Raw genomic sequence first — 22,997 nt, 5'->3', positions numbered from 1 at the left:
CGAGGTGGTGTGAGGGTGGTTTTCCTGAACCTGTGTCGCGAAGCGGGTGAAGGGGGTGTAACGGAAGTGAGCAAGCACCTGCGGGCAGGTAGAGGGCGGGCAGCGGATTCGGAGCGCACTAAATCCTTGGGATTGATTGCGATGGTGGGAGCATTGGCACAGCGCAAATTTGCGGGCTGGAGTAAGCAGCCAGGATTGAGAGGGAGTAAATCTCATGCTCGGGAGCGAACAACTGGAACTACTGCTTGGATCAATCGGCGCGTTGAGTGCCGGGTTAGCAACCGCCTGGCTGACCTACTACGGATCGAGGTATGTACTCAGCGATGCGAAAACCGACTGCGCGAAACTGCGGGCGGCGATGAAAGCCTTGGCTGGCAAATCTGCGAGCGTAAGGGGAGGGCCTAGCGAATGATCTTCGCGAACCTGCCATACCTCGGAGCATGGACATCAGCAATCCACGGGATGGTTTTCACTGGCATGTGCATTACCGGCATCGCTTGCTGCGTAAGCTTGTCGATCAAGTCAGCATTGGTTGTCACCAGCGTGATATCGAACATAAAGAGCCGGCGAAACACGGCAATGAACAGGCGGTGACATTTGGAGTTTAGAAAAAGAGATGACGGCAGGTTATTCCCGCCGGTGCTACCAAACGGCGATTTCATAGGCGTTGCCCATGGGAGCCAACTCCGGCAGGTTCTTTTTTCAGTGCGGGATGACGGCCTGTACGGGGAGGGTGTATTTCTCCTATGGCACGAAATATCCGGCGTATCCATCACTGACGCCAAAGGATTCCAGATTCGGAGCGGAAAATATGCCAGCGGCGGAATTGGATTTTACGCAGGGGCATCTGCTCTGCTCGATTTGACTGGGGAAATCGTTACCCGGATAGATGGATACACTGTCGACTACTGCCTGATGAACCGAATCAGTTACGAATCAAACAGGAAGATCTAGTTCGATGCTGCGTTCGTGCGCTTTTAAACGTGTCGCGAAGCGGATGGATGCATGTTGTTAAGGTGAACCACAAATTTAGGGACAAGGGGATTTTATGTACGGCGTTAATGAGTTGATCGGGGCCAGCGGTAGTTTTTCTCTTGAAGGATACAACCTCCCTGCGGATAAGGAGTGGTCTGAGGAAATATTGGAGGTGCTGCATGCAGACATTCCGGGCAGTCATGATCTCCTAATTGCAATCGTACTCACTCAGGAGTGCGCAGGGTTGCGTGAGCGTAGTTCTATGGCGATGGCGGTAGTGCTTAGTGAATACGAGTCAACGCTCGGGCAAGCGGATGCGTTGCGAGCAAGAACGTTTTTTGCCGCCGCTATCACAGAGCTGAAGATGGTTCTCGATGAACTTAAAGACCAGCCGCAAGCAGAACAGGAAAAAGTGTTGTCGCGTTTGGGGGAGTATTTCGGGGCTGGCGTCCAAAAGTTGGACACCTCCTTTGAGGGGATGGAGCAAGTATACTTGCTGAGCAACCCCAATACGGGGAGATATTGGTTGTCGCTGAAGCGTCATGCTTAATAACGTGTCGCGAAGCGGAGGATTGAGCGGTGAGTGAGTGCGCGACTGGAGACAAGAATAAGCGCGCTCGCGCACTGGACAGAATCAAGAAATGTTTTGCGCTCGCCAAATCCAGCAACCCGCATGAGGCCGAAGCAGCAATGCGGCAAGCCCGCAAACTTATGGATAAGTTCAAGCTGGAGATAGGCGATGTGCATGCCACCCAGACGGAAGAATTTTCCCTGCGGATCGGTAAAGCCAAAAGCGTTCCGCCACAATGGATTCGCATGTTGTCGATGACGGTTTCTAAAGCGTTTGGCTGTGTGAGTTTCTACAGCTATGGCCCTGACGGGCAATCGCTGATTTTTATTGGAGAAATCGGTAGCGCTGAAATGTCGGCCTATGCGTATGAGGTGCTTATCCGGCAACTGAAAGACTCCAAGAGAAAATACCTCTCAGGAGTCAGTATTCAGGGCACAGTTCAAAGGCGCAAAGCGGGGGTGCTGTATGCGGAAGCATGGATCATCGGCGTACACAAACGAGTAGAGGAATTTTCCGGCGTTACGGAAGAAGTGGAAAGGGCAATCCACGCTTATACGCAGAGAAATTATCCAGGTGTTCCGGTCACAAAGATGAAACGCCGAAAACTGGATATGGATGCGTACCGAGCCTACATTCAGGGCAAAAGGGACGGTGAAAGCGTTTCTCTGCACAAACCCATGGGGCGTGACGAGCACAGGCAGTTGGAGTTGGAATGACGCAGGGCCCAGGAATAAGTCCCGCTCGAGCGGGATTTTTTTCGCCCGAGGTTTGTCCCCTGAAAGTGGGGGTAAGCCTGTGGATAAAGTCCTGGCGTGGCGGTCTGGGAACGCTCCCCCGGCGATGCTCAAATTTCAACCAGCCGGGCGAAATTCGACATTACACTTGACGTTCGCAATCGAGACAGAGATATTCCTCTCGGCACACGGGTAGGTGCCTGCCGTCCACATTGGCAAAGCGAAAGCACTACCGACAAACCAACGGAACCCTTATGGGTGCTCCGAAGTGGACACAGAGCATCAGCCTTTGGAGGCTGCCGTATGCAAAACCCAATCACACTCCGCGATATCGAAAACCTCAAAAAACTCGCCAAGCAGGCAAAGGCCCTTCACCCAGGACTGAGCCATGCGCAGCGCCTCAACCTGATGGCGCAGCATCATCTTCAGGCACGCAGCTATCACGAAGTTCGCAAGTGGATCGCTCGCTCGTTGGAGCAGCACTACGAGCGGAAGGACAGTGGCGTGGTCTACTGCAAGCTCTGCCGTTTTTCTTTCGTCCCCGGTGTAGCCGAGGACTCGACTACTCACGAGAAGCGTCACCTCAATTTTGAGGACGCTCTTTTCTCCCTCGGAGCGTTACCAGCTGCACATGCCACCCGAGAGCAAAGGAAACGCGAGGCGCATAACCTGATCCATTCCGCACCGTCCGCCGGCGAAGAATTGGCTGGAGTCGAGCAACTGGTCAACGCCTGGTATGACCGTTCGCTGGAATCCGCGATCGGCAATGGCGGCTGGAAGAAACACCCGAGCCTTGCCGAGTATGCCGCGATGATCGTTCCAACCGTTGAGGCCTGGTTGCGGCAGAGCAGGGTGTTGTACCTGTCCAAATACGGCTGCAATCGGGGCGTGATCCCAGAGGGTCAGACAACGTGGGTTCAGCCTGAAGGCTGATAGGGTTGGGTCCTTTGGGGAAGCTGCGACAATTGGCACGTTGATTGATCTCATCTTCCCCAGGACTTCCCACATGAGCCGAGACACCTACGAAGCCAACATCGCCTTCATCGACCAGACGGTAAAGCGCCTGGAGCGCAATGAGGTGAGCATCGACGAGCTGGAGACCCTTGCTCGCGAATTTGCGGATGCACGTAAGTTCTGCGCCGACCGGCTTACCCGAATCGAGAGCGTTGTTCAGGCAACCTTGGGCGCTGAAGAGGGTCAGTCCGGTGAACGCACCTGATCCGGTTGAGCAGCACCTCACTCTCAGCGCATACCTTACCCAGATCCAGAAGGCTGTCCGTGCTGCGGTACCAGACAGCAGCTGGGTTATTGCGGAACTCAGCGACTTCAAGCGCCGTCCGAACGGCCACTGCTACATGGACATCTTGGAGTCGCGTGAGGGAGCCGAGGTCGCGAAAGCACGGTGCACCATGTTTGCGAACGTCGCCGGCAAGGTACTTGGTGAGTGGCAGCAGGCAACCGGAGGCCTGCCCCAAGCAGGAATGAACGTCCTGCTGAAAGTGAGGGCGGATTTTTCCCCTCAGTTTGGCTTCTCCCTGATGGTCACCGGCATCGACCCGAGCTACACGCTGGGTGACATGCAGGCCAAGATGCAGAAGATCATTGTTTCCCTGAAGGAGCGGCAGTGGTTCGACCTACAGCGGGGACTTCCCTCTCCAGGAGGGTTCTGGCGCGTTGCGGTTGTGGCTCCGCACGAGGCTGCTGGGCTGGCCGATTTTCGGCGTGATGCAGAGCAGTTGGCTGCGGCCGAAGTGTGCGGCTTCGAGTATTTCTCAGCGACGTTCCAGGGGCGTGACGCATCAGACAGCATCCGCTCTGCGTTGCGGACGGTTCATGAGCAACATCAACAGCAGCCATTCGACGCCGTATGCATCATCCGCGGGGGTGGGGCGAAAAGCGATCTGGCCTGGCTCAACGACGCGAACCTTGCGGCTTGGGTCTGCCGTTTGCCTGTTCCGGTATTCACCGGCATTGGGCACGAGATCGACGAATGCGTGCTTGACCTCGTGGCACACCGCCGGTTCGACACACCATCGAAGGTCATCGGGTTCATCAAAACAGCGCTCATGTCTGAGGCCTCAACTGCTCGGGCTCAGGTCGAGCGGGCCAACGGCATGATCTTGCGCCTGGTGTCTGGGCAAGCCCCGCATCTGGATCGCGCTTGGAGCACCTTCAGCCGGCGTGTGACGGAAACGCTCCATAGGGAGCAGCGGCAACTGTTGCAACAGCAAAGCAGCCTCGACAAAGGCCGGGACCGCCTCCTCAGCCAACAGCGCATGGCCCTCCAGCTCGCGCAGGATCGATTTTCAAGGCTCGGGGCTGGCCTGTGTGTAGCTGAGCGCCAAAGGGGGCTGTTTGCCGCCTCGAGGGTGGCTTCCCTGAGTATGGCGCTGATCACCAAGGAAACTTCGCGTCTGGAGCTTGCATCCACGGTCTTCGACAAGACGAACCCGCTTGCACTGCTCGGGAGAGGATTTGCCTTAGTCCGTGGCCCTGGTGGGGTGATAATCAGCAGCGCCGAGCAGGCTCGCGATGCGGGCAAGCTGGATCTGGCGTTTGCCGATGGCCATGTCACTGCGGATGTGGCGACTCCGCATTGATGGAGTCACATCCTCGAGAGGTATGGGAAACTTGTCTCAGTGAGTTGGGGTTGTGCGAATTGCCGTTATCCTGGCCACCTGCACTGGAAAAGACAAATGACGACCGTAGCTAGCTTGTTCCGAAATTTGGTAGCGATCACCGCGTTGGTTTACGCCTATTTCGCATTTGACGTTCATCCAGATCCGCGCCGCTGGCATTGGGGCGCTTGGCTTGTCCTTGCATTTTGGTATGTGGTTCTGCTCGGTGTTTACTGGGAGAAACGTTCAAAGGCTCAATATGATGGTCGGAGCTGAGCAATAAGTAGGAGAATCCCTGTGACCGCGACCGTTACCCCTATCAAGCACGTCATCACGAATTGCTCGCGGTGCAATGCCTGGATTACTGACGGGCAATCGACCGTAACCATTACCGTGGCAAACGAGACATGGCGTGGGCTTCGAGGTGAAATGGCGGAGGTCGAAGTCGAGAATGCGAAGGTGGCCTTGCTGTTCTGCCGCCGCTGCGCCAATAAGTACGATTTTTCAAGGATCGCCGTTGGCCGGAGTCGCACCGAAGAGGATGAGTTGCTGATCGAGTTGGCCGAAGAGGCAGAGATTGAAGCAAGCCGCGAGGCTGCATCCAAGGATTTGCAGGTTTCGCCTGGCAGGTTGTCTGCTGAGCAGATTCGAGGTTGGATTCTTGAGCAGCAGTACAAAGAGTTGGAGGCCGAGGGCTTCTTCAACTGATTTCTACGGAAGGGACCGAGTGAACACACAAAAAAACAATCATGAAAGCGATGGATCTGGTAGCTGGGATATGCCACTCAGGGCCGCTTCTCTGCTTTCGATCATGTTGGGGGCCTTGATCTTTGGCGCTGGTGCAAACCCCCTTGCAATGGCCAACATCCCGCTTTCCATAGCGGCTGGCGCGGCCGTATTTATCAGTTTCGTCGGCGTCTATCGAGGAGGTATCGGCGGGATGCTGATTTTTGCTCTCGGGCACGCCTTGCTGGGGGCGGCGCTGTTCGGCGGTATGATTTCTCCCTGGCTTTATGCGCTGGGTATCCCACTAGCTGTTCCAGGCGTCGCCTATCGCATCCTTACTCCAGCATAGATGGAAATAATCATGGCAAATCAACGTGATGAGCTGACGAAGGCGACGGGAATTACCGCGGACGTGGTGATGGAAGTTGGCGCGTACTTCAGCGCCAAGGAAATGCGCAGTGTGCAGACGGGCCTTACCACCGCCGCCCGCGAGCTACGTGCGTTTACGCAGAACAATTCGCTGCTTGGACGTCTTGGCGGGAAACTTTCTCACGAGCAACGGGAGTTGCTGACCAACGCCGCAGCACTTTTGGACTCGGTGAAGTACAACGTCGAGCATGCCAAGGAGCGCAAAGACCGCGCAGAGAAAGCCAGGGCCAAAAAACGCCAGCAGTGGGCGCGGGAAGCCGGCCAACTGGTTAAAGCCCGCTTCTCCTTCCCCAGCGATACAGTGGCCGAGCAGTTGCGGATACTGGAACTGCACCTTGTTGTTCAGGTGGTGTTGGGGCATGCCGTCTATTTGCCGAGCCACCTGGCGTTGCGCAAATCAATGCAAGAGGAGGCGCCGCGTTGGGCCAACCACACTACCGCGCAATGGCATCGTAGTCGGGTGTCCAGCTTGTTGTCTGATATCCACTCAGCCCTGCAGGACTACCTGAGCTTGGACCTAGATGTTTCACCAGCACAGAAGCTGGAGGAGTTGCAGCGCAGCCTGGACACTCAGCGCGCCGAGGTTCTGGCCAGACCTCAATCCGTCGAAACTCTCCGCATCTGGACGGATGCGCTGAAAGGCGCGGCATTCATCACCAGCGTTATGCCCTCGAAGAATTAGTCGATAGAAAATTTCCGCTAGGAAAATCGCGGTATCGCCAAGCCCCCGACGAACTGGGCCGCGGTTTTCAGAACTGAAGGGAAAATTGATGAGCACTCCAACCGTAATCCAAACTAGCAAAATCATGCCTGCTAGCGGCCCGGCGAGGCCACCTAGTCAGAGCCAGGTGGATGCTATGGCTATCAGTATCAAAGAGCTGGGCATCATGGAGCCCATCCTCGTTCGAAAGGTGGGCGAACGCTATGAGATCATTCCTGGTGGAGGTCTGGTTCGGTGGCTTGCGGCTTCGGAGTTGGGGATAGATATCGTCCCGATTCGTGTGCTGCAACTCGACGAAGAGGCCTGTGCAGTATCTTCACTCCTCGCCAACACCAGTCGCGAGCCCATCGCCCCCGAAGAGACGGTAGGGAACCTCGAGAGGCTGATCGAGGAGTTTGGAGAGAATGCATCTGATCTGGTCATGGAGCAAATGCCCTCACTTCGTGAGGCAGCCGCAGCTGACCCTGAGCTACAAGCCCGTATCAATGCTCTTTTCGCGCGTTGCAAAATCGAAAGCGAACATGCTCCCTAGAGCGCTCTCAAGGACTGATAAAATCATGAAAGATGAAGTGCAATCGGGTTACAAGCCTGTTCAGGACGATGTGCTGAAGACATTGGGCCTTGCGGTGATCGCCGGGCAGGGTGTTGAGCACTTGTTGAGCTGTTGCCTAACGTATCCTTTGCATGGCGAGCCACTGCAAACTGTTGAACAGCTTCACACTCTGCTTGAACGACACTCAAAAGCCACACTGGGACAACTGCTCAAAGCGCTGCGGAAGCGGGTTGATCTGCATCCCACCTTCGACGAAAAGTTGGATCGCTTCCTCCAGAATCGCAACGTGATCGCGCATCGCTTACATGATGTGCCAGGAGGTTTTGACCTGCATTCCGATGAGGGACGGAATAGGCTCAAGGCTTTTCTGCTCCAGTATATGGATGATGGCCATACCGTCAGCATGGTGTTGCTGGGGGTTTTGCGGGAATGGGCCAGTCAAGAAGGCATTGATATTCCCAACCAGCACCATCTGAGCCAGAGTATGAGGGATCACCTAGACGCCAATGTCGTGCCCAACTTGGAAGCCTTGATCAGGTCAAAAGAAATTGGCTCGAAGTCAACGGATTAAAACTGGAGTGGAAATATCGCCGGCTGCACCCAAGCCCTGACCATCTTTGGAATCTGAGGAAAAAGGATATGGCCAGCCGCCTGCCCTACACTCCGTGCAAGCTTTACATCGATGGCGCTGACGACCTGAGCGCTGGCGACTACATCCTCACTTCCGGTGGGTCGGCCTACCTGGTGCAAGGTACCCGGCCCAGTCCGAGCAAACCTGAGCGTCTGTATCTCGACTGCCTGCGGTGGCCACCTGGCGACATTCCCGAGGACGCCAGGTGCTACCAGCTCAACTGGTACCGGCGGTGAGACAGTGTGATCTCCAGCTCGCCTGGCATACACTGGATAGTTGAGCCCCGCCGCCGGCGCTAGCGCTGTGGTGGTCGACGATGTGCATTCCATCGAGAAGAAAGCGTGACCGACCCGGTTCTTTACATCCCACTGCTGGCTTCACAGGCCGATACCTTGGTTGATCCGAGCGGTTCTGCCCGTGTTCTGCTGGGGCAATGGGACGTGGCCCAAGTGGCGTCGGTAGCTGTCATCCAGAATTTACCGGCCCTGGACGGAAAGCCGAAAAGCGAAATGCTCGTTGAGAAGGCCCTGGCCGAGTTGATCTCAGTCGGAACGGAACTGAGCCAAACGCATCCACCTGGTACGTTTTCTAGCCTGATTGCCGGCCGATTTAAGCGAGAGTTGTTTGAGCGAGGGCTGGCGCTTATGCCTAGGCTGCGGCTGCGCTTCCTGGATGAGGAGGCGCTGGACGCGAAGCAATTCCTGAATGGTGGCCACTGGGACTTCAACTTCTGTGCGGCGCACACCCAAAAGCTCAACCCGCTCAAGCATTCGTTCGAAACCCCATCGGGGAAAACAATTTCTCTGTCGAATCAGCAGAGCCGGACGTTTCGCGTTATCCACGCCGAACCCGATGAAAGCATCCATATCCAGGGCCTGGCTGGTACCGGCAAAACCCACATGATCGAACGCTTGGTGGACTCGCTTTCATCATGTCGACCACTCGTGCTGGCGTTCACCGCGGTGCAGCTCCAGGCCCTGATGCAGCGAATCGGAGCCGCGAACGTAAGAGGAATGACGTTCGGAGATCTTGCCAACCATGTGCTTGAGCGAAGTTTTGGTTACTACAGGCCTGGCAAACGGGCATCCGCTCGGCACCAGGTTACCCCGGAAGACATCGCTTCCCGGTTAGGCTTCGGGTCGATCGGTAGGCTCAGCCCTGCCCAAGTAGCCACGGCCTGCGCGAGAATGGTTGCCTCTTTTTGCAACAGTACTGACCTTGCCTTATCAGAGCAGCACATCCCCAAAGGGCTTACCCTCGAAGTCGTAGATCGCTTGGTGCTGGTAGGGTATGCCCAAAGGCTGTGGGACCAGACCATAGAACCTACCGATCAGCGCCTTCAGCTCCCGCTTCGCGGTTATCACCGAATCAAGCACATGACCCTTCTTCACGAGGCGGTCATAGGCCTGGAGTTCACCCACATCATTGTCGACGAAGCGCACGACCTGAGCTGGCCACTCTCTGTATTTCTCGACCGCTGTAGCCAACCCGTGATTACCCTGGGTGACGCATGCCAGCGCCTGGATGGGAGCTACTACCAACGGGCCAGCACACTCCGCAAGCACGAGATCACCCACTCCATTCGCGCCGGCCGGCAGATCGAGGGAGTCATAAACCCCCTCATCGACAAACACCCAATACTGAAATTGGCTTCGCTCGAGGGCAACAACGGCATTGAGACAAAGGTTATCTACTACGACAAGCCAGAGGTTCCCACTGGGGCCGTGACCATCCTGGTTGATTCCGAGTGGGGATTATTCGAGTGGTTTCAGCGCCTGGGGAGCGCTGGCGCGACCTTCAGCTTGCTACCTGGAGCAATCAACACTTTCCGCCGGTTCATTCTCGATTGCATTGGCCTGTTCCATGATCAGGTACGGCCAACCCACAGCGCGCTCTTCAGGTACACCCACTGGGATGATCTCCGGGCGGACATGGGCAGCAAAAATAGTAGCTTTCAGCGCATCGACCGGATGCTCAGTAAGGGCTATAGCTCATCAGAGTTCGAAGCATCGTTACTCAACCTCGATGCGTCAGGGACAGCCCCGCTACAGCTCGGCCGGGTCATGGACGCACGCAATTCAGAGATCGACGCTGTGATGCTCGCACCAGACTTGCTCAGTCAAGTAGGACCTGGTGACCGCATTGCAGCGAGCAGGGCTTTTGCAGCCCTTTACACTGGTGGATCGAGAGCTCGACACAAGCTCATCGTTCCTGGTTATCTCCGAGACTGGGCGTCTGATATGTCCACGGCGGCGAAAGCTCAGATAACCCCATCTTCATGATGGTGGGCTCCATGAAACAGTGCTGTCTCGAAGGCAGCGGCCAACAACAATTGAATGGCGTTGCTGCAACGTCCTCCTTGGCTAGAGAGAAAAGATCACCCTGGTCATCGGCATAGCACAGCGCGGCATGGAGCGCAGGCAGCGTGTCGGCGAAGCGTGTCACGCTAGTACCGTCGAAGGAATTAGCACTGGCGGCAGCGCACATTCCGATCCGTCGAGCGCTGTTGACCCGGCCAACGTGGTAGTAGCAGTTGCGGCGTCGAGAAAGGACACCCCAGGCAGCCATGGTTTGTAGCTTCCAAGGGGTGCTCCCTCCCAGAAAGATCCCTACGGATGGGCTCAAGAACTCACGCACATCGTCTGGCTCCATTCCATCCTGCACAGCAATGAGCAACCTTTGAGGGAATCCCTTTAGCCGATCCAGCCAGCGCAGGCTGAAATCCAGCGACTCCATCCCACCTGCCACGATGTCAGGTAGGACAACCCAGTCAGCGTCTTCGCCAAGTAGATCCACGGCATGGCCGAAAGCACGCTCATCGAACGGCGTGCCCTGCTGGAAAGCGCTCCACGCTCCGTTGTCCAAGGCGTAATGCTGGAACCCCTCAGTGCGCAGAACCCCGGCCGCAGAAACGAGTAAGCGCCAACCCGCCCCGCGCATTGCTGCGAGGTTGCGGCGTGTGCCCGTTCGGCTTGCATACGAGACCATCGGCGGAGGGATGTAGCCAAGCCGCTCCTCAATATCCAACTCCATGTCGGCTGACCCGTCCATGCAGTAGTAATCGGCATAGGCTGCTAGCGCTTGGGCGTTGCCTTGACGATGGCCATCGCGGTAAGCCTGAAGCCAAGCGGGGAGGCGGTTTAGTTCCATGCTGGTGGTTCCTGGTAGGAGGTGGCCACCGTCTCATTTCCTACCGAAATCCCAACGGCCTCCGGCGCAATGCCTGATAGGGCCAGATACAAGTACTCCAAACAGAAATGATCTCCCTGAGTAGGAAGAGCGTTTTCTGACCGCTTTACGGCCTGAATACGGCCTTGCTGGCGCTGACAGCGTGGAATAATCGCTCGAAATCAGCGATCAAGGTTCTCCAAATGAATGATCTGTCGAAAGCCATCCTGGGGCTGGGGATTATGCCCCTCACGTTGCTGGGACCACTTGCTTTGTTACCTGGTGTAGAGGCTCCCGGCCAGGGAACCTGGATAGTCACCGGCACCCTCGCTGCTGCTGGCGCTCTCGGGGCCTGGTTTGTTGAGTGGACGGAGCGGAAAGTGGTGGCGAATCGCGTCGTCATCGACCTGAAGCCGAATCAAGTGATCGTCGACGGAGTGCTGATCGACTACCAATTTTCCTCCATGACTCATTTCTTCAGGAGCCGCGATGCGCTTGCCGAGGCTGTTGGTATCGCCGTCAACGAGGCCATGCTCAAACAGGAGAAATTCCTTGTCGCACGAAAATCGGCACTCATCAGGATCTGGCCGGGGAGCTTTCAGGTGACCGACTTCGAGCTGGAGGCGCTGTCCGCTGCCATCACGGCCGAGTTCATTTCACCGTCGTTTGAGCTGATGGAGCAACCGATGGCTGCCCAGGAACACCGCAATCTTTCCAGTGCTTCGACGGCGGAACGCTGAGCACACAACGCTTTCCGGACAGAGGAATCCAACAATGGCCATCAACGAAGAAATTCAGGCGGTACTCAGCAACCCGGAAACCAGCTACTGGCTGAAGAGCAGTTTGGAGAATGCGCTCCACCGCGATTGCGTGGATGCGGCCAATGATGCCGATCTGCTGCACGACCTGCTGACTCGGCGGTGCGATGAAGCTTTGAATGCAGATCCAGCGTTGCCCCAACTGGAACAGACCATAATTCAGTCAGCCACTAACCGCTTTGAGGCAGTGATGTCCTACTTTGAAAAGATCAAGGACGGAACGGCTGATCAAGATGACGGGGAGCAGTTCAACCGTGATTACGCGGCCCTGAGCGCGGTTCTCGAGCTTGGCAGCCTCCGTGACGGCGGAATGAGTCTGGCCGGGCGCGCCATCCTAAGGAAGCTGGAGGAAGATTCCCGCGCTGCATATCGCGCACGTGTTAGCGCTGTCCAAATAACTTTCGAGCGCATTCAATCCTGATGGCGTACTGCTGGCGCTGTAGAACGAAGCAGCCAGCCATTAGGGCAAGCGCATCCGTTCGTGATACATGACCAGTTTCAAGAGGTGCAGGGCCACTAGATCACCGCCCACCTGGTCGCGCCAAGACTGGTGGACGGTCTTATAGAGCTTGTCGACATCTGCCAGCACACGCCGATATCGAACTACTTCGAGAGCCAGGCGGCGAATATCGGGATCTTCATGCGCCGACCAAATGCGACGCAACTCGTCGAGCGTCACGGGCTCGAATGGCGGCAGTTCCGAAGAGGGCATAGCACGCCTCACTGTATGTAAAAACAGTATAGTCGCACAGGATTATGGTTGTTGCTTACACGGCTCTCATCAGGGGACGATAGAGAATTCGGAAAAAATCGTACGCTAAGCTTCGCGAGTTCTTGTAACCAATTCATTGTTTTTTCAATGGATGAAAGAAAATGGCGAAAGCTATTTGACAAACAAATCGGGATCTTATAACTTACCTACCAAGTAGTCGGTAGATGAAATAAAGCCATGAAACTCAATTCAGATCTTTCGCAGCGTGTTGTCGTCGAGCCTTCAAGCTTACAGTGGGTCGATTCGCCAGCGACCGGGATTCAACGCCAGTTACTGGAGCGTGATGGCGACGAAGTGGCGCGTGCCACCTCGATCGTGCGATACGCGCCGGGCTCCGCTTTTGAAAATCATAAGCACGACTTGGGCGAGGAGATTCTGGTCCTGGACGGCGAATTCAGCGACGAATCCGGGACCTTCGGGCCTGGGACTTACATCAAGAATCCACCAGGTTCTTCGCATGCACCGAGCTCCGCGACGGGTTGCACGTTGTTCGTCAAGCTGCGCCATCTTGATCTAGCCGACAGCCAACGCACCGTGGTCGACACCCGTAACGGCCCCTGGTTTCCAGGCCTCGTGCCGGGTCTGTCGGTGATGCCACTTTCTGAGTTCGACACACAACATACGGCTTTGGTGCGCTGGGCCCCGGGGACACGATTCAATTCGCATCGTCACTACGGCGGTGAAGAAATCTATGTGTTGGAAGGCGTCTTTGAGGATGAGTTCGGAAGCTACCCTACCGGCACATGGATGCGCAGTCCGCATTTGAGTGCTCACCGTCCCTTCAGCAATACAGGCTGCACCATCCTGGTCAAGACAGGCCACCTGCCAGTCGCCGAATCAAATGAGGCGCTTGCATGAAGCATTTCTCCGAAATCTCGCCGACCGCCGAGCGGGTGGTCGATGCCGCTGAAGGGTTGGTACAGCAGCACGGCTACAACGGCTTCTCATACGACGACGTGGCCCAGTTGGTAGGCATCAAAAAACCAAGTATCCACCACCACTTTCCCAAGAAGGGTGAACTCGTGGCCGTGGTCGCACAGCGCTACACGCACCGGTTTCGTGAGGAGTTGCTGAGCATCGAAGGGCAGCATGCGAAAGCGCCTGACAGGCTAACTGCGTATGCGGCACTTTTCGAACGCACCTTCGCCAAGGACCGGCGCCTTTGTGTCTGCGGCATGTTGGGTGCCGAGTCGGACTCGCTGCCGGACGCCGTTGTGAGCGAGGTCGAGCGATTCTTTAAAGTCAATCTCGACTGGTTGACTCTTGTCGTTGCCGATGGTCAGCGTGCCGCGCTGATCACCTCGAATTCCACCCCAGAGGCTCTCGCAGAGGCATTCTTGTGCGCGTTGGAAGGCTCGATGATGGTGGGCCGTGGCATGCGGTCGTCACGCGGACCGGCCGAAGTTGGAAACACTTTTCTTTCCACCGTGTTGACCTGAGGTCGGCACTTTTTTTGCAACACAACCCTACCATTTAGTTGGTAGTTAAGGAGATTATTATGAGTACTGAATTTAATGGCAAGAAGTTGTTGGTCATCGGCGGCACTAGCGGGATGGGACTGCAAACTGCCCGCATGGTTCTTGAGCAAGGCGGAAGCGTCGTCATCGTCGGTCACCGTGAAGACAAGGCCGAAGAGGCCCGCAAGGCGCTGTCGTCGTTGGGCACCGTGACCGCCCTGACTGCCGATCTCTCGCGAGCCGAAGATGTGAAGCGACTCCTGCATACCATCGATGAACACCACAAGGACATCAATCTTCTGGTCAACGCGGCTGGGGTGTTCTTCCCGAAGGCGTTTCTTGAGCACACGGAAAGTGATTACGAACAATATTTGACGTTGAATAAAGCGTTCTTCTTCATCACACAAAAAGTCGTGGCCAATCTCGTGGCCAGCGAGCGTCCCGGCGCCATTGTGAACATCGGCTCGATGTGGGGCAAGCAGGCGATTGCGGCTACGCCGTCGTCCGCGTATTCGATGGCAAAAGCAGGTTTGCATTCGCTGACCCAGCACCTTGCGATGGAGCTGGCATCCAAACAAATCAGGGTCAATGCCGTTTCTCCGGCGGTTGTCGAAACGCCGATTTACGAGGGATTCATACCCAAGGCCGAGGTTCATGGCGCCTTACAGGGATTCAACAGCTTCCACCCAATCGGCAGGGTTGGGACGCCACAAGACGTCGCCGAGGTCATCCTCTTCCTGTTGTCGGACAAGGCAGCATGGGTGACGGGCGCAATCTGGGACGTTGACGGCGGCGTGATGGCCGGGCGTAACACATAATGGGGGAACGAGAAATGAACACAAACATTAAAGGAACTCCCGGCAACGGGATCAACGTCGGCGCATTGCGTGAGTTTGCAGATCAGGTCGCAGCAAAGCCCGCCGCAGGCATCGCGACGTTCGGCGTCGTGACAACCTGGGAGGGTGGCACCCGGACGCGTGCGCGAACCATGCCGCTCGTACTAGGTGACACGGCCTTGGCGCGCGGCTTTGTCATCGACGCGGACGAACCGGCAGAATTGCTCGGTACCGACACGGCCGCTAATCCACAAGAATTGATCCTGGCTGCGTTGAACGCATGCATGACTGCAACCTACGCGGCAAATGCGGCGGCAATGAACATCGAGTTGCAATCGCTGACTATCCGCACGAAGGGAAGCCTCGATCTGAGAGGTTTTCTTGGAATCGATCCTGGGATCAATCCAGGGTACGACCAGGTCGAGTATGAGGTCGAAATGGAGTCGTCGGCGGATTCGGCGGCGCTGAAAGCATTGCACGCGCAGGTGCAGCGAACATCGCCGAATTACCACAACTTCGCGAGAGCCATTGATCTCAAGGCCAAGCTGACCATTCTCCAATGATCGAGTCAGTGTTTCCCGTGGTTGGCTGACGGGAGGCCAAACCAGATGCGCTATGACGGAAGGTTCAACCTTCCGTCATCACGTTCTCTGGAATACGCAGTGTCAATTTGAGGTATGCCCTAACTGGGCGTCAGGCCGGAACCTTGGGCAGTGTCAGAATAGGGCCGATTCCAGCATTTTCTGACGACTCGCCTGCAACCTCTAGGGCCTCAACCTGACAGGCCGCACGCTTAGCGTACGATTTTGTCCGTTTTCTCTATCGTCCCCTCCATGCCCGACGGACGGTCGCCGGCCCGCCCTGGTCGAAGGCCGCCCCACTCGGCCCGGCGAGGCCCGGCCAAGGTTGGACAGTTGCAGCGGCCAAAATCGCCCCCTGCGGCCTCCTGGGCGCGTTTCTGGTGCCAAGGTAGGCTTGCCCCCTGACTGACAGCTTCCGCGTTGTGTGGGCGATTCTGGAGGCTCTGACGCTGCTCCGGTTGCAGCGCTCCCGCCCCCTCTTTGGCGTTCAACCTGTCGTTTTCAGAAGACGGCTGCACTGAACGTCAGAAGCCGACTGCACTATAGCAGCGGAGGGGTTGGATCCATCAGGCAACGACGGGCTGCTGCCGGCCAATAGCCGACAATGACGACACTGGAAATCCCCGCCTGTGAGCGTCGGCTCAGGGCGGGACAGCGTCATCCAGCTACCTGCGCCACTGACTCAGCCTTGTCCAGCCGGCCGCGCCGCACGAACAGACTGACCAGCCGTTGACGGATCGCCACCTGGAGTTCCGCCAGTTGTTCCGGCGTGATGCGAATTTCACCCGCTCGACGAGCGCAACACCGGCGCCGCCTACGCCAAGAACCGGCGAATCGAACTCAAACTCACGAACCGCTGAGCGCCGCGTCACCGCGCTGCTGCGCCAGCCAGTCGCGCGGGGCGCAGCCCATGCGCACGCGGAAGGCGCGCGCCAGAGCGTTCGGGCTGCCGTAGCCGACGCGGTCGGCCACCACCGCCACCGGCCGCCCCTGCTTGAGCAGGGTGCAACTGACGTTCATCCGCCAGTCGGCCAGATAGTCGCCCGGCGTGACGCCCACCGCGTCCTTGAACGCGGCGGCGAAGCGCGCGCGTGACATGCCCGCCTTCGCCGCCAGCGCCTCGAGCGACCACGCGGTCTGCGGCGCATCGTGCATGGCGGTTATGGCGCGCGCGAGTTTCGGGTCGGCCAGGCCCGCCAGCAGTCCGGTGGCGCCAAGCCGCCCATCCATCAGATAACGCAGCAACTGGATCAGTAGCAACTCGCACAAGCGGTCGATGGCGGCCTGCCGACCGCACTGGTCGCGCTCGGCTTCGGCAAACAGCAACTCTAGCGTCGGCCCGAGGCCGGGCAAGTCCGCCAACGGAATCAGCAGCATCGACGGCAAGGCCATGGCCAACGGATTGCCCGTCGAAGCGCCCAGGTCGACCTCCGCACACAACCGCTCAGCGGTATCGCCGGGGGCGGCGACAAAACGATGCGACGCCACGCGCGGATAAAACAGCAGGCTCGGCTCGGTAACCAGCAGATCTTCATGCACGGGCGAACGCGCCGTAATCGGGCCGCGCCGCACCAGATGGATATAGCCATGCGGCGCCGCGTAATGATGCTGCCCACAGAAGGCGCCGCTGTGAAAAACGCGCGCCGAAAGCGAGTAGTGCCGGAGCAAGCCGGCCAGTCGATCCGCCATTCCACTCTCCATATAAGACGATAGGTTACGTATTTGATACTTTACGTGCCATATCGTACCAAACAAAGGGCGATCATGCCCACGTGCTCTTGCACCTCACCCACTACGGAGATAGACATGACCCAAATCGCCCCCCTGACCATCGACACCGCTGACGCCGCTACCGCTGCCACACTCAAGGCCGTCAAAGCCAAGCTTGGCATGGTGCCGAACCTGTTCGCCACGCTGGCCCACGCGCCGGCGGCGCTCAATGGCTACCTCGGCTTGTCCGAAACGCTGGGCACCGGCCGCCTGAATGCCTCCCAGCGCGAGATCGTTGCGCTCGCTGCCGGTCAAGCCAATCGCTGCCAGTATTGCCTGAGCGCACACACCCTGATCGGCAAAGGTGCCGGACTGTCGGCAGAGGCCATCGCCGCGGCCCGCACCGGCCAGGCGGCCAACGCACTTGACGATGCAATCGCCGGCTTTGCCCGCGCGCTGGTCGAGCAACGCGGCGTGGTGTCGGCCGACGCCATGGCCAACTACCGCCGCGCGGGGCTCGACGACGGCCTGATACTGGAAGTGATCGCCAACGTCGCGCTGAACACGCTCACCAACTACACCAACCACATCGCCGACACCACGGTGGATTTCCCCGTGGTCGCCGTCTGATCTCCATAGGCATATAAGGAGAACACGATGAAAATCGCACTCACCGGCGCTCTGCTCGCCAGCGCCCTCGTCCTGCCACTGGCCGTCACGGCCGGCGACTTTTCGCCCTATGTGGACAGCCAGGGCGGCATCAGCCGCCCCACAGACTTCCGCACAAACTTCGTCCACCTGGGCTCATATGCGGTGTTGGACGAAAAATCCGCCTCTCGCGGCTTGCACGATGTGTACACCGAAAAGGCCTCGGCCGAGCACTACCGCAAGACCGGCAAGTTCTTGGACGGCGCCACGCTGGTGAAAGAGATCCGCAAGCTCGAAACCAGCGCCATGACCACTGGCAACCCTGTGGTCTGGGGTTCCGATGCGGCCGTGTGGTTCGTGATGGTCAAGGACGCCAAAGGCCGTTTCGCCAGCAACCCCTTGTGGGGCGACGGCTGGGGCTGGGCGCTGTTCAAGGCCGACGCCCCCGCCAAGAATGTCGCCGTCAGCTACGAAGCCGACTGCATGGGCTGCCATGTGCCGGCGGCCAAGACCGACCGCGTATTCATCCAGGGCTATCCGACACTGACCCAGCACTGACTTGCTGCCGGGTTACGCTTCGCGCAGGATGGCACCTCCGTCCTGCGCGAGCCACCCTTTCCGGAAGCGCGCCATGCCGACACTCGACGCCTTTCTGACCGACGTCCGCGCCTGCACGCGCTGCGCACCGCATCTGCCACACGGCGTGCAGCCGGTCTTCCAGTTTCACCCGAGTGCGCCCATCCTCATCGCCGGCCAAGCACCGGGGGCCCGGGTCCATGCCTCAGGCGTGCCCTTCGACGACGCCAGCGGCGCGCGTCTGCGCGCCTGGCTGGGCGTGGACCGCGACACCTTCTACGACCCTACCCGCATCGCCATTCTGCCCATGGGCTTCTGTTATCCGGGCACCGGCAAAAGCGGTGACCTGCCGCTACGCCCGGAGTGCGCCCCCCGCCTGGCGCGAAGCCTTCATGCAGCGTTTCGAGCGCCTGTCGCTGGTCATCGTGCTGGGCAGCTACGCCATGGACTACCACCTCGGTACTGGCAAGACGCCGCTCACCCGGGTGGTCGAAGCCTGGCGCGAGCACTGGCCGCAAGCGTTCCCCCTGCCTCACCCTAGCCCGCGCAACAATCGCTGGCTGGTGCGCAACCCCTGGTTCCAACAAGACGTGCTGCCCGCGCTGCAAGCACGCGTCCAGGCAGTCCTCACCGCCAACCCCAAGGAAACCCCATGACCGACGACACCGCCGCCATTACCGAGCTGCTGCACAAGTACTACGACACCCTGGCCTGGGCGAACGGAGACAGGCACCGGCTTTGGAGCGATGAACGACGGCTTCAGGTGCGGTAGCTGACGCCTGGGACCTCAATCACCGTATGACCGGGTCGAAAGCGGTCCTTTCTCTGACAACATCGCCCTAGCCCGCACTCAACCCCCACAACACATCCAGCACATGTTGCGTAGGCCGCTCGACGTCCCCACCACGGTGGGCAATACCAAGTTGACGCCACAATAAGGGCTGTAATGGCCGCATGACGATCCTGGTATCGGGCAATGGCGTGGAGGCTTCATGCGGCAACAACGTCGCACCATAACCGGCCGCCACTAGGCTTTTGATCGCATCGTTGTAGTTCAGTTGAATACGCGGCGTGGGCTGCCGTCCATCACTGGCGAACCACTCCGAGGTCAAGCGCGAAAGCCGAGTAGTTTTGTCATTCAGAATTAATGGCTGGGCGGCCAGCCAACCGGGGGTCACAACATCCGGGCATTCCCAGCGAGCCGGCAAGAAGGCCATGACCGGGTCCCGCCGCCATGGCTCGATCCGCAATTCCTTCACCGGGGTCTGTGGCAGCGCGACCAGACCGATCTCCAAAGAGCCCTCGGCAAGCTTCTTCAAAGTTTCCTGCGACGTGAGCACCGCGACCTGCACATCGATAGCGGGATGGCGTTGGCCCAACGTCTCCAAAGCTTGCGGCATCAACTGTGCGATGGCCCCTGTGGAGGCACCCAGCCGCACACGCCCGGCCAAGCCCTGCACCTGACGCTCCACGTCCTCAAGCGCCTGCTCCGCATCCGCCAACAGGCGCCGCGCGCGCTCCACCAGCGTTTCTCCAATCGCCGAAGGCTGAATGCGCCCACGTGTGCGCGACAACAGCTTTCCGCCAACCCGCGACTCCAGGTCGGCAATATGCAAACTGACCGTGGGTGGCGCGAGGTGCAGCACACGGGCCGCCTCGGCAAACGAACCCAGGTCGGCAATGGCCACCAACGTGCGCAGACGGTCCAGGCTGATTTCGCGCATGAGTCACTCCTTGTTCAGAAAAGCTGAATTTCATCGTTTAGAAATTCAACTTTTCCTATCTTAGCCCCTCACTGAAGATTGGAACTCCTGATTTCCTATGTCCGAGAGCATTCCATGGCAAGTCCTCTTATATTCATCGACGGCGACCAAGGCACCACCGGGTTGCAAATCCATCAACGTCTACGCGACCGGACCGATCTGCGGCTTATCACGCTCAGCCCCGAACATCGCAAGGATCCGCAACGTCGCGCCGAAATCATCAACGCCTGCGACATCGCGATTCTCTGCTTGCCCGACCAAGCCGCACGCGACGCTGTAGCGAGCATCGAAAACCCCGCCGTTCGGGTGATCGATGCGAGTTCGGCGCACCGCACCCATCCAGACTGGACCTATGGTTTCGCGGAGATGAACTCGCAGCAGGCCCAACGCATCGCCACGGCACGGCGGGTCAGCAATCCCGGTTGCTATCCCACGGGGGCGATAGGGCTGCTGCGCCCATTGCTGGAGGCCGGGTTGCTGCCCAGGGACTATCCGACGAACATTCATGCTGTGTCGGGCTATTCCGGAAAAGGGCGCGTTGGCGTGCAAGAGCATGAGGGAGAGGGCGCATCACAGGCGCCCGCGTTTCAGGTTTATGGTCTGGGGCTGGCACACAAACATATTCCGGAGATTCAGCAGCAAAGCGGTCTGATGGAGCGGCCGATGTTTGTGCCGGCTTATGGGGCTTTTCGGCAGGGGATCGTGCTGACCATACCGTTGCAACTTCGCTTGTTGGCGCCGGGCGTGGATGCGGTGCGGTTGCATGCGTGTCTTATGCAGCACTACGTCGATGCGGACCATGTACAGGTGATGTCGATGCAGGAGGCCAAAGGGTTGACGTGCCTTGATCCTCAGGCGCTTAACGGGACTGATAGTTTGCGATTGGTGGTGTGTGAAAATGATGAGACGGGGCAGGTTTTGTTGGCTGCGGTGTTTGACAATCTTGGGAAGGGAGCCGCTGGAGCGGCGGTGCAGAATCTGGATTTGATGGTTGCAGGAACATGACTCCGACTACCCACTGGCTCTAGAGTCTATGGCTCGAATTTTCGAGCGGTTGTTTCCTCTCTGTTTATGGCCTGGCATCGACGGCATTAAACGAGTCGAAAACAGAATCTACGCGTGTCAGCAGTTTGCAATCCAGTCAGGCTTTGAAGTTAAACGGTCGTCCACGACAGGCAGCAATCGGCCAACAGCGGCCGTTTTAGAGTAGGGAAAATAAATCCCCTTTTCTGCTGTCTACGCTTCGCAGCGCCGGTTACCCGGTCACCACGCAAGACTCGCTTCCGGTCGGTGGCTAACCTTTACCGGGCGGGGGTCATACCCGCTGGGTTTCTTACGCCATTTCGTGACGGCTTGCGCCGTCATTCCCAGGCGACCAAGCTTTGCCTGGCGCACATAAATCAGTCCCCTTTTTCTCTTTGCGCAGCAATGGCGTCGATCCTTCGCGCCTGCAAACCTTTGGTGCAGGCTCCAGCTCGCCCATTGCCCCCAACGACACCGCCGAGGGTCGCGCCCAAAATCGCCGCGTTGAAATCAAACTGGTGCCCCGTAGCGGCGCTGTAGCTCAAGGGTAATGGTGCCTTGGTGCTCTTTTCGTCGGATGCCCAGCTATCTTTTAATGGGTTACGGGCGATTTGCAGTGGGCTCCAAAACCTGGCCTCAGGAGGTGCAAGCTCCCGTGGCACCGGCTTTGGACTGGGCAGACCAATACGCCGGCCCATAAGCCCATAAGGATCCCGGCCTCGGCCGGGTTCTTTATGCCCGCTTCGCGGGCTTGAGCCCAGAAGGGAGCGGCGTGCGCCGGATTCGCATCTGCCAGCCAGTACGCAGCCCGTTTGGAACTCAGTTGATCCGTCTTTTTCAACGGTTTAACAGCCAAATCAATACGTTCACAAGTACACTCGCCACCCTAGGGATGGTGAAGCATCCACGAGCGGTACTAGAATTTTCAGCTTTTCGGTGCCGCCGCACGAATTCAAGGGGCAAGCATGGATTACGAACAACTGCCGAGGGCCGCCTTGGTCCGTATGCTGCAGGAGCATGATGCGGCGCTTGCCGATGCTGGCAAGAATGGCATCGTTATGAGTTACACCGGGCGGGCTGCTCCCTGGCAGATCATCCGCCAGGTCAAGCCGAAGCTGCATCGTATTATCAAGAAAGTATCCTTTGGAGAGGAAACCGCCCAGTCAGAGAATGAGATCTGGGACGGTGAAAACCTTTCTGCGATGGTCACGCTCTATAAATATCGTGGTCAAGTTGATCTTGTAGTAACAGACCCGCCGTACAACACCGGCGAGGACTTCCGCTATAACGACAAGTGGGACAAGGATCCAAACGATCCAGATCTCGGCGATGTAGTTCCTAAAGATGATGGGTCCAAGCACAGCAAATGGTTGCGCTTCATGACACCCAGAATCTGGATGATGCGTGAGATGCTAACCCCAGGCGGGGTTATGGCTATCTGTATTGATCATAGGGAACTATTTAGACTTGGCATGCTCATGGACGAAATCTTCGGCGAAGAGAATCGCATTGGCATAATCAATTGGCAGAAAAGCTATTCACCTCGCAGTGATAATAAGGGGGCGGCGGCGAAAACTGAGTGCAACACCTGACCTTTCCGGTACGGTGCTGTCCCTATGTCTTATTCCGAACTCAGCGTTGAAGAGCGCGCCACCATTCAAATCGGTCATGCCCAAGGTTTCAGCCT

31 protein-coding genes and 1 pseudogene are annotated in these 22,997 nt (G+C 57.9%); 27 read left to right on the top strand and 5 right to left on the bottom strand.

Annotation, left to right across the window (positions count from 1 at the left end; translation table 11 throughout):
• Nucleotides 1-401: 401 nt before the first annotated feature.
• Nucleotides 402-662 (bottom strand): hypothetical protein, encoded by a 261-nt coding sequence (locus QMX91_RS00160; protein ID WP_156796376.1) that lies wholly within the window; start codon nucleotides 660-662, stop codon nucleotides 402-404.
• Between the two features lie 386 nt (nucleotides 663-1,048).
• Here QMX91_RS00160 and QMX91_RS00155 point away from each other — a divergent pair, with 386 nt between their 5' ends.
• The 13 genes from QMX91_RS00155 (at nucleotide 1,049) to QMX91_RS00095 (ending at nucleotide 10,240) form a co-directional block, all read left to right on the top strand.
• Nucleotides 1,049-1,525 (top strand): hypothetical protein, encoded by a 477-nt coding sequence (locus QMX91_RS00155; protein ID WP_011154398.1) that lies wholly within the window; start codon nucleotides 1,049-1,051, stop codon nucleotides 1,523-1,525.
• A gap of 29 nt (nucleotides 1,526-1,554) precedes the next feature.
• Nucleotides 1,555-2,262 (top strand): DUF2786 domain-containing protein, encoded by a 708-nt coding sequence (locus QMX91_RS00150; RefSeq protein WP_060765412.1) that lies wholly within the window; start codon nucleotides 1,555-1,557, stop codon nucleotides 2,260-2,262.
• Between the two features lie 321 nt (nucleotides 2,263-2,583).
• Nucleotides 2,584-3,213, top strand: a complete 630-nt coding sequence (locus QMX91_RS00145) for a hypothetical protein (RefSeq protein WP_011078017.1) — start codon at nucleotides 2,584-2,586, stop codon at nucleotides 3,211-3,213.
• Nucleotides 3,214-3,286: 73 nt separating this feature from the next.
• Entirely contained in the window at nucleotides 3,287-3,499 is a 213-nt protein-coding gene (locus QMX91_RS00140) for an exodeoxyribonuclease VII small subunit (protein WP_011078018.1), read from the top strand.
• Entirely contained in the window at nucleotides 3,486-4,880 is a 1,395-nt protein-coding gene (gene xseA, locus QMX91_RS00135) for an exodeoxyribonuclease VII large subunit (RefSeq protein ID WP_126588705.1), read from the top strand. The genes QMX91_RS00140 and xseA overlap by 14 nt, the downstream gene beginning before the upstream one ends.
• A gap of 96 nt (nucleotides 4,881-4,976) precedes the next feature.
• Nucleotides 4,977-5,174: a hypothetical protein gene (locus QMX91_RS00130; RefSeq protein ID WP_081664090.1), complete on the top strand. Its 198-nt coding sequence runs from the start codon at nucleotides 4,977-4,979 to the stop codon at nucleotides 5,172-5,174.
• 21 nt (nucleotides 5,175-5,195) lie between these two features.
• Nucleotides 5,196-5,606 (top strand): hypothetical protein, encoded by a 411-nt coding sequence (locus QMX91_RS00125; protein WP_011078020.1) that lies wholly within the window; start codon nucleotides 5,196-5,198, stop codon nucleotides 5,604-5,606.
• 19 nt (nucleotides 5,607-5,625) lie between these two features.
• Nucleotides 5,626-5,973 carry a hypothetical protein gene (locus QMX91_RS00120; protein ID WP_256203878.1) on the top strand — a complete coding sequence of 116 codons (348 nt, stop codon included), beginning with the start codon at nucleotides 5,626-5,628 and terminating at the stop codon, nucleotides 5,971-5,973.
• Nucleotides 5,974-5,985: 12 nt separating this feature from the next.
• Entirely contained in the window at nucleotides 5,986-6,735 is a 750-nt protein-coding gene (locus QMX91_RS00115; RefSeq protein ID WP_011078022.1) for a hypothetical protein, read from the top strand.
• Nucleotides 6,736-6,823: 88 nt separating this feature from the next.
• Nucleotides 6,824-7,306 carry a ParB N-terminal domain-containing protein gene (locus QMX91_RS00110; protein ID WP_011078023.1) on the top strand — a complete coding sequence of 161 codons (483 nt, stop codon included), beginning with the start codon at nucleotides 6,824-6,826 and terminating at the stop codon, nucleotides 7,304-7,306.
• A gap of 25 nt (nucleotides 7,307-7,331) precedes the next feature.
• The gene (locus QMX91_RS00105) at nucleotides 7,332-7,898 is read left to right on the top strand and encodes a hypothetical protein (RefSeq protein ID WP_047883104.1); all 567 of its coding nucleotides are present in this window, start codon (nucleotides 7,332-7,334) and stop codon (nucleotides 7,896-7,898) included.
• 68 nt (nucleotides 7,899-7,966) lie between these two features.
• Complete coding sequence (locus QMX91_RS00100) at nucleotides 7,967-8,194, top strand: hypothetical protein (protein WP_011078025.1); 228 nt, start codon at nucleotides 7,967-7,969, stop codon at nucleotides 8,192-8,194.
• A 105-nt stretch (nucleotides 8,195-8,299) separates the two neighbouring features.
• Nucleotides 8,300-10,240: an AAA family ATPase gene (locus tag QMX91_RS00095; RefSeq protein WP_011078026.1), complete on the top strand. Its 1,941-nt coding sequence runs from the start codon at nucleotides 8,300-8,302 to the stop codon at nucleotides 10,238-10,240.
• On the opposite strand, the gene QMX91_RS00090 is transcribed toward QMX91_RS00095, so the two are convergent.
• On the bottom strand, nucleotides 10,161-11,108 hold the full coding sequence (locus QMX91_RS00090) for a hypothetical protein (protein ID WP_242070958.1): 948 nt from the start codon (nucleotides 11,106-11,108) through the stop codon (nucleotides 10,161-10,163). The two genes, QMX91_RS00095 and QMX91_RS00090, sit on opposite strands and share 80 nt — an antisense overlap.
• Before the next feature lie 221 nt (nucleotides 11,109-11,329).
• On the opposite strand from QMX91_RS00090, the gene QMX91_RS00085 reads away from it, so the two are divergent.
• Complete coding sequence (locus QMX91_RS00085) at nucleotides 11,330-11,866, top strand: hypothetical protein (RefSeq protein WP_047883101.1); 537 nt, start codon at nucleotides 11,330-11,332, stop codon at nucleotides 11,864-11,866.
• 34 nt (nucleotides 11,867-11,900) lie between these two features.
• The gene (locus tag QMX91_RS00080) at nucleotides 11,901-12,365 is read left to right on the top strand and encodes a hypothetical protein (protein ID WP_047883100.1); all 465 of its coding nucleotides are present in this window, start codon (nucleotides 11,901-11,903) and stop codon (nucleotides 12,363-12,365) included.
• 39 nt (nucleotides 12,366-12,404) lie between these two features.
• Here QMX91_RS00080 and QMX91_RS00075 read toward each other — a convergent pair whose 3' ends face one another.
• On the bottom strand, nucleotides 12,405-12,656 hold the full coding sequence (locus QMX91_RS00075) for a hypothetical protein (RefSeq protein ID WP_047883099.1): 252 nt from the start codon (nucleotides 12,654-12,656) through the stop codon (nucleotides 12,405-12,407).
• Between the two features lie 237 nt (nucleotides 12,657-12,893).
• On the opposite strand from QMX91_RS00075, the gene QMX91_RS00070 reads away from it, so the two are divergent.
• Genes QMX91_RS00070 through QMX91_RS00055 form a run of 4 tightly spaced genes read left to right on the top strand, consistent with a single transcriptional unit; the run spans nucleotide 12,894 to nucleotide 15,572 of the window.
• Nucleotides 12,894-13,574: a cupin domain-containing protein gene (locus QMX91_RS00070; RefSeq protein ID WP_004574802.1), complete on the top strand. Its 681-nt coding sequence runs from the start codon at nucleotides 12,894-12,896 to the stop codon at nucleotides 13,572-13,574.
• The gene (locus QMX91_RS00065; protein WP_004574803.1) at nucleotides 13,571-14,155 is read left to right on the top strand and encodes a TetR/AcrR family transcriptional regulator; all 585 of its coding nucleotides are present in this window, start codon (nucleotides 13,571-13,573) and stop codon (nucleotides 14,153-14,155) included. Before QMX91_RS00070 ends, QMX91_RS00065 begins: the two co-directional genes overlap by 4 nt.
• A gap of 59 nt (nucleotides 14,156-14,214) precedes the next feature.
• Nucleotides 14,215-14,991 carry an SDR family oxidoreductase gene (locus tag QMX91_RS00060; RefSeq protein ID WP_004574804.1) on the top strand — a complete coding sequence of 259 codons (777 nt, stop codon included), beginning with the start codon at nucleotides 14,215-14,217 and terminating at the stop codon, nucleotides 14,989-14,991.
• Between the two features lie 14 nt (nucleotides 14,992-15,005).
• Nucleotides 15,006-15,572: an OsmC family protein gene (locus tag QMX91_RS00055; protein WP_004574805.1), complete on the top strand. Its 567-nt coding sequence runs from the start codon at nucleotides 15,006-15,008 to the stop codon at nucleotides 15,570-15,572.
• A gap of 864 nt (nucleotides 15,573-16,436) precedes the next feature.
• Here QMX91_RS00055 and QMX91_RS00050 read toward each other — a convergent pair.
• The gene (locus tag QMX91_RS00050; RefSeq protein ID WP_282412118.1) at nucleotides 16,437-17,345 is read right to left on the bottom strand and encodes an AraC family transcriptional regulator; all 909 of its coding nucleotides are present in this window, start codon (nucleotides 17,343-17,345) and stop codon (nucleotides 16,437-16,439) included.
• A 51-nt stretch (nucleotides 17,346-17,396) separates the two neighbouring features.
• Between QMX91_RS00050 and QMX91_RS00045 the strand changes: the two genes are divergently transcribed.
• From QMX91_RS00045 to QMX91_RS00030, 4 genes are read left to right on the top strand one after another with little or no spacing between them, the layout of a single operon-like run.
• Nucleotides 17,397-17,930: a carboxymuconolactone decarboxylase family protein gene (locus QMX91_RS00045; RefSeq protein WP_020309197.1), complete on the top strand. Its 534-nt coding sequence runs from the start codon at nucleotides 17,397-17,399 to the stop codon at nucleotides 17,928-17,930.
• Between the two features lie 27 nt (nucleotides 17,931-17,957).
• Nucleotides 17,958-18,506 (top strand): cytochrome P460 family protein, encoded by a 549-nt coding sequence (locus QMX91_RS00040; RefSeq protein ID WP_003465000.1) that lies wholly within the window; start codon nucleotides 17,958-17,960, stop codon nucleotides 18,504-18,506.
• A 28-nt stretch (nucleotides 18,507-18,534) separates the two neighbouring features.
• Nucleotides 18,535-19,065: a uracil-DNA glycosylase family protein gene (locus QMX91_RS00035; protein ID WP_077203601.1), complete on the top strand. Its 531-nt coding sequence runs from the start codon at nucleotides 18,535-18,537 to the stop codon at nucleotides 19,063-19,065.
• On the top strand, nucleotides 18,968-19,180 hold the full coding sequence (locus QMX91_RS00030) for a hypothetical protein (protein ID WP_223866296.1): 213 nt from the start codon (nucleotides 18,968-18,970) through the stop codon (nucleotides 19,178-19,180). Before QMX91_RS00035 ends, QMX91_RS00030 begins: the two co-directional genes overlap by 98 nt.
• A gap of 183 nt (nucleotides 19,181-19,363) precedes the next feature.
• Here QMX91_RS00030 and QMX91_RS00025 read toward each other — a convergent pair whose 3' ends face one another.
• Nucleotides 19,364-20,248, bottom strand: coding sequence for a LysR family transcriptional regulator (locus QMX91_RS00025; protein WP_003465017.1), 885 nt, complete (start codon nucleotides 20,246-20,248; stop codon nucleotides 19,364-19,366).
• A gap of 114 nt (nucleotides 20,249-20,362) precedes the next feature.
• Between QMX91_RS00025 and argC the strand changes: the two genes are divergently transcribed.
• The 4 genes and pseudogenes from argC to QMX91_RS00005 form a co-directional block, all read left to right on the top strand.
• Nucleotides 20,363-21,292, top strand: coding sequence for an N-acetyl-gamma-glutamyl-phosphate reductase (gene argC, locus QMX91_RS00020; RefSeq protein ID WP_003465021.1), 930 nt, complete (start codon nucleotides 20,363-20,365; stop codon nucleotides 21,290-21,292).
• 413 nt (nucleotides 21,293-21,705) lie between these two features.
• A pseudogene (locus tag QMX91_RS00015) lies at nucleotides 21,706-21,861 on the top strand (OmpA family protein); the annotation flags it as partial.
• Nucleotides 21,862-22,275: 414 nt separating this feature from the next.
• Nucleotides 22,276-22,902 (top strand): DNA methyltransferase, encoded by a 627-nt coding sequence (locus tag QMX91_RS00010; RefSeq protein ID WP_003465024.1) that lies wholly within the window; start codon nucleotides 22,276-22,278, stop codon nucleotides 22,900-22,902.
• Between the two features lie 24 nt (nucleotides 22,903-22,926).
• Nucleotides 22,927-22,997, top strand: a 71-nt coding sequence (locus QMX91_RS00005; RefSeq protein WP_146469857.1) for a helix-turn-helix domain-containing protein, incomplete at its 3' end; no start/stop codon positions are given.

This window comes from Pseudomonas sp. PS01299, from assembly GCF_029960145.1.
GTDB lineage: Bacteria > Pseudomonadota > Gammaproteobacteria > Pseudomonadales > Pseudomonadaceae > Aquipseudomonas > Aquipseudomonas putida_A.
The sequence above is the reverse complement of the archived record's forward strand: the minus strand, read 5'-3'. Positions and strand labels throughout refer to the sequence as shown.

Excerpts from the sequence above, each read along its gene's own strand:
- QMX91_RS00160 (WP_156796376.1), bottom strand. The coding sequence starts at position 662 with ATGAAATCGCCGTTTGGTAGCACCGGCGGGAATAACCTGCCGTCATCT.
- QMX91_RS00155 (WP_011154398.1), top strand. The coding sequence starts at position 1,049 with ATGTACGGCGTTAATGAGTTGATCGGGGCCAGCGGTAGTTTTTCTCTT.
- QMX91_RS00145 (WP_011078017.1), top strand. The coding sequence starts at position 2,584 with ATGCAAAACCCAATCACACTCCGCGATATCGAAAACCTCAAAAAACTC.
- QMX91_RS00140 (WP_011078018.1), top strand. The coding sequence starts at position 3,287 with ATGAGCCGAGACACCTACGAAGCCAACATCGCCTTCATCGACCAGACG.
- QMX91_RS00130 (WP_081664090.1), top strand. The coding sequence starts at position 4,977 with ATGACGACCGTAGCTAGCTTGTTCCGAAATTTGGTAGCGATCACCGCG.
- QMX91_RS00115 (WP_011078022.1), top strand. The coding sequence starts at position 5,986 with ATGGCAAATCAACGTGATGAGCTGACGAAGGCGACGGGAATTACCGCG.
- QMX91_RS00110 (WP_011078023.1), top strand. The coding sequence starts at position 6,824 with ATGAGCACTCCAACCGTAATCCAAACTAGCAAAATCATGCCTGCTAGC.
- QMX91_RS00105 (WP_047883104.1), top strand. The coding sequence starts at position 7,332 with ATGAAAGATGAAGTGCAATCGGGTTACAAGCCTGTTCAGGACGATGTG.
- QMX91_RS00100 (WP_011078025.1), top strand. The coding sequence starts at position 7,967 with ATGGCCAGCCGCCTGCCCTACACTCCGTGCAAGCTTTACATCGATGGC.
- QMX91_RS00090 (WP_242070958.1), bottom strand. The coding sequence starts at position 11,108 with ATGGAACTAAACCGCCTCCCCGCTTGGCTTCAGGCTTACCGCGATGGC.
- QMX91_RS00085 (WP_047883101.1), top strand. The coding sequence starts at position 11,330 with ATGAATGATCTGTCGAAAGCCATCCTGGGGCTGGGGATTATGCCCCTC.
- QMX91_RS00080 (WP_047883100.1), top strand. The coding sequence starts at position 11,901 with ATGGCCATCAACGAAGAAATTCAGGCGGTACTCAGCAACCCGGAAACC.
- QMX91_RS00075 (WP_047883099.1), bottom strand. The coding sequence starts at position 12,656 with ATGCCCTCTTCGGAACTGCCGCCATTCGAGCCCGTGACGCTCGACGAG.
- QMX91_RS00070 (WP_004574802.1), top strand. The coding sequence starts at position 12,894 with ATGAAACTCAATTCAGATCTTTCGCAGCGTGTTGTCGTCGAGCCTTCA.
- QMX91_RS00065 (WP_004574803.1), top strand. The coding sequence starts at position 13,571 with ATGAAGCATTTCTCCGAAATCTCGCCGACCGCCGAGCGGGTGGTCGAT.
- QMX91_RS00060 (WP_004574804.1), top strand. The coding sequence starts at position 14,215 with ATGAGTACTGAATTTAATGGCAAGAAGTTGTTGGTCATCGGCGGCACT.
- QMX91_RS00055 (WP_004574805.1), top strand. The coding sequence starts at position 15,006 with ATGAACACAAACATTAAAGGAACTCCCGGCAACGGGATCAACGTCGGC.
- QMX91_RS00045 (WP_020309197.1), top strand. The coding sequence starts at position 17,397 with ATGACCCAAATCGCCCCCCTGACCATCGACACCGCTGACGCCGCTACC.
- QMX91_RS00040 (WP_003465000.1), top strand. The coding sequence starts at position 17,958 with ATGAAAATCGCACTCACCGGCGCTCTGCTCGCCAGCGCCCTCGTCCTG.
- QMX91_RS00035 (WP_077203601.1), top strand. The coding sequence starts at position 18,535 with ATGGCACCTCCGTCCTGCGCGAGCCACCCTTTCCGGAAGCGCGCCATG.
- QMX91_RS00030 (WP_223866296.1), top strand. The coding sequence starts at position 18,968 with ATGGACTACCACCTCGGTACTGGCAAGACGCCGCTCACCCGGGTGGTC.
- QMX91_RS00025 (WP_003465017.1), bottom strand. The coding sequence starts at position 20,248 with ATGCGCGAAATCAGCCTGGACCGTCTGCGCACGTTGGTGGCCATTGCC.
- argC (WP_003465021.1), top strand. The coding sequence starts at position 20,363 with ATGGCAAGTCCTCTTATATTCATCGACGGCGACCAAGGCACCACCGGG.
- QMX91_RS00010 (WP_003465024.1), top strand. The coding sequence starts at position 22,276 with ATGGATTACGAACAACTGCCGAGGGCCGCCTTGGTCCGTATGCTGCAG.